The organism is Streptosporangium sp. LJ11 (genome assembly GCF_051918945.1).
GTDB lineage: Bacteria > Actinomycetota > Actinomycetes > Streptosporangiales > Streptosporangiaceae > Streptosporangium.
The window spans coordinates 1-1273 of record NZ_JBPXMB010000092.1; the positions used below are offsets into that span (position 1 = coordinate 1).

At 67.9% G+C, this 1273-nt stretch carries 1 protein-coding gene; it reads right to left on the reverse strand.

The features are described 5' to 3' along the window. Positions 1–26: 26 nt before the first annotated feature. Positions 27–1273: RNA-guided endonuclease InsQ/TnpB family protein (locus ACTOQ3_RS43515; RefSeq protein WP_440089927.1), on the reverse strand; the 1247-nt coding region annotated here is incomplete at its 5' end.

Consider the following 1273-nt stretch of genomic DNA (forward strand, 5'->3'; position numbering starts at 1 on the left):
CTGAAGGCGGGGGATTCCAACAGCAACTACCCCACAAGGAGGAGGTCGCGTTGAGGTTCACGGTTCACAGGCTCCGGCAACCCGAAGCCTCCCCGTGCAGCCACCGCATGCCCTGCGGCAGTGTCGCGAACGTTCTTCGCCGCGTTCACGTCGGCGTGCGCCTGGTGCCCGCAGGCGACGCACAGGAAGAGAGCTTGGCTCTCGCGACTCTCCCCGGCGAGGTGCTTGCAGGCGTTGCAGGTCTGCGACGTGTAACGCGGGTCGATCTTCTGAACGCGTCCCGGAGCTTTCTGCTCCAACCGCTCCACCAGCCGGCCCCACCCCGCAGCGAGGATGCCGCGGTTCAGGCCCGCTTTCTGACGGACGTTCCGCCCCGGTGCCTCGACGGCGCCCTTGGCCGACCGCGTCATGCCGCCGATCTTCAGATCTTCGACCGCGATCACGTCGAAACGGCGGGCCAGGCCGGTCGAGGTCTTCTCGACCCAGTCGTTGCGCCGGTCGGCCTCGCGGGCTTTCAGCTTCGCGATGGCGGCCTTGACCGTGCCACGCCGGTTCGACCCCCGCTTCGCTCGCGCGAGTTTCCGCTGCAACCTCAGCAGCCGTGTCTTCTCGGCGCCGCGCAGAGTGGGCGCGTTCAGCAACTCGCCCGTGGACAGCGCCGCCGACACGGCCACGCCACGGTCCACGCCAACGACCTCACCCCAACCGGGTGCGGGGACCGGTTCAGGGATCGCGGCGAACGCCACATGCCAACGGCCCGCCCGGTCACGGGTGACGCGGTAGGACCTCACGTCCTCACCTACGGGCCGCGACCAGCGAAACCGCACCCAACCAACCTTCGGGATCCGAACCTCGCCGACGTTGCGCGACACGCGGTGTACGTCACCAGGTTTGAACGCGACGATCCGGAACCCTTCGCCCCGCCCACGTTGACGCCACGTCGGCTTGCGGTGGGTCTTGCCGAAGAAGTTCGCCATGGCCTGGGCGAAGTCTTTGAGCGCCTGTTGCCGGACGATGACCGACCCGCCGCGCAGCCACGCGAACTCAGCGCGAGCCTCCGTCAACTGGCGGCACTGCTCGGCGAAACCCGGCGCCGGCTTACGGCCTCGCTGCCAGTGGGCGTGCTGCTCAACGGCCAAATTCCATACGTATCGGGCGTGTCCGCAGTGCTCCAGCAGTGCCGCCTCTTGGGCGCGCGTGGGCTGAAGCCGAAAGCGGGACACGTCAATCAACCTACCGAAGCCCACCGACAAAACCCGGAGACCCTCATCCG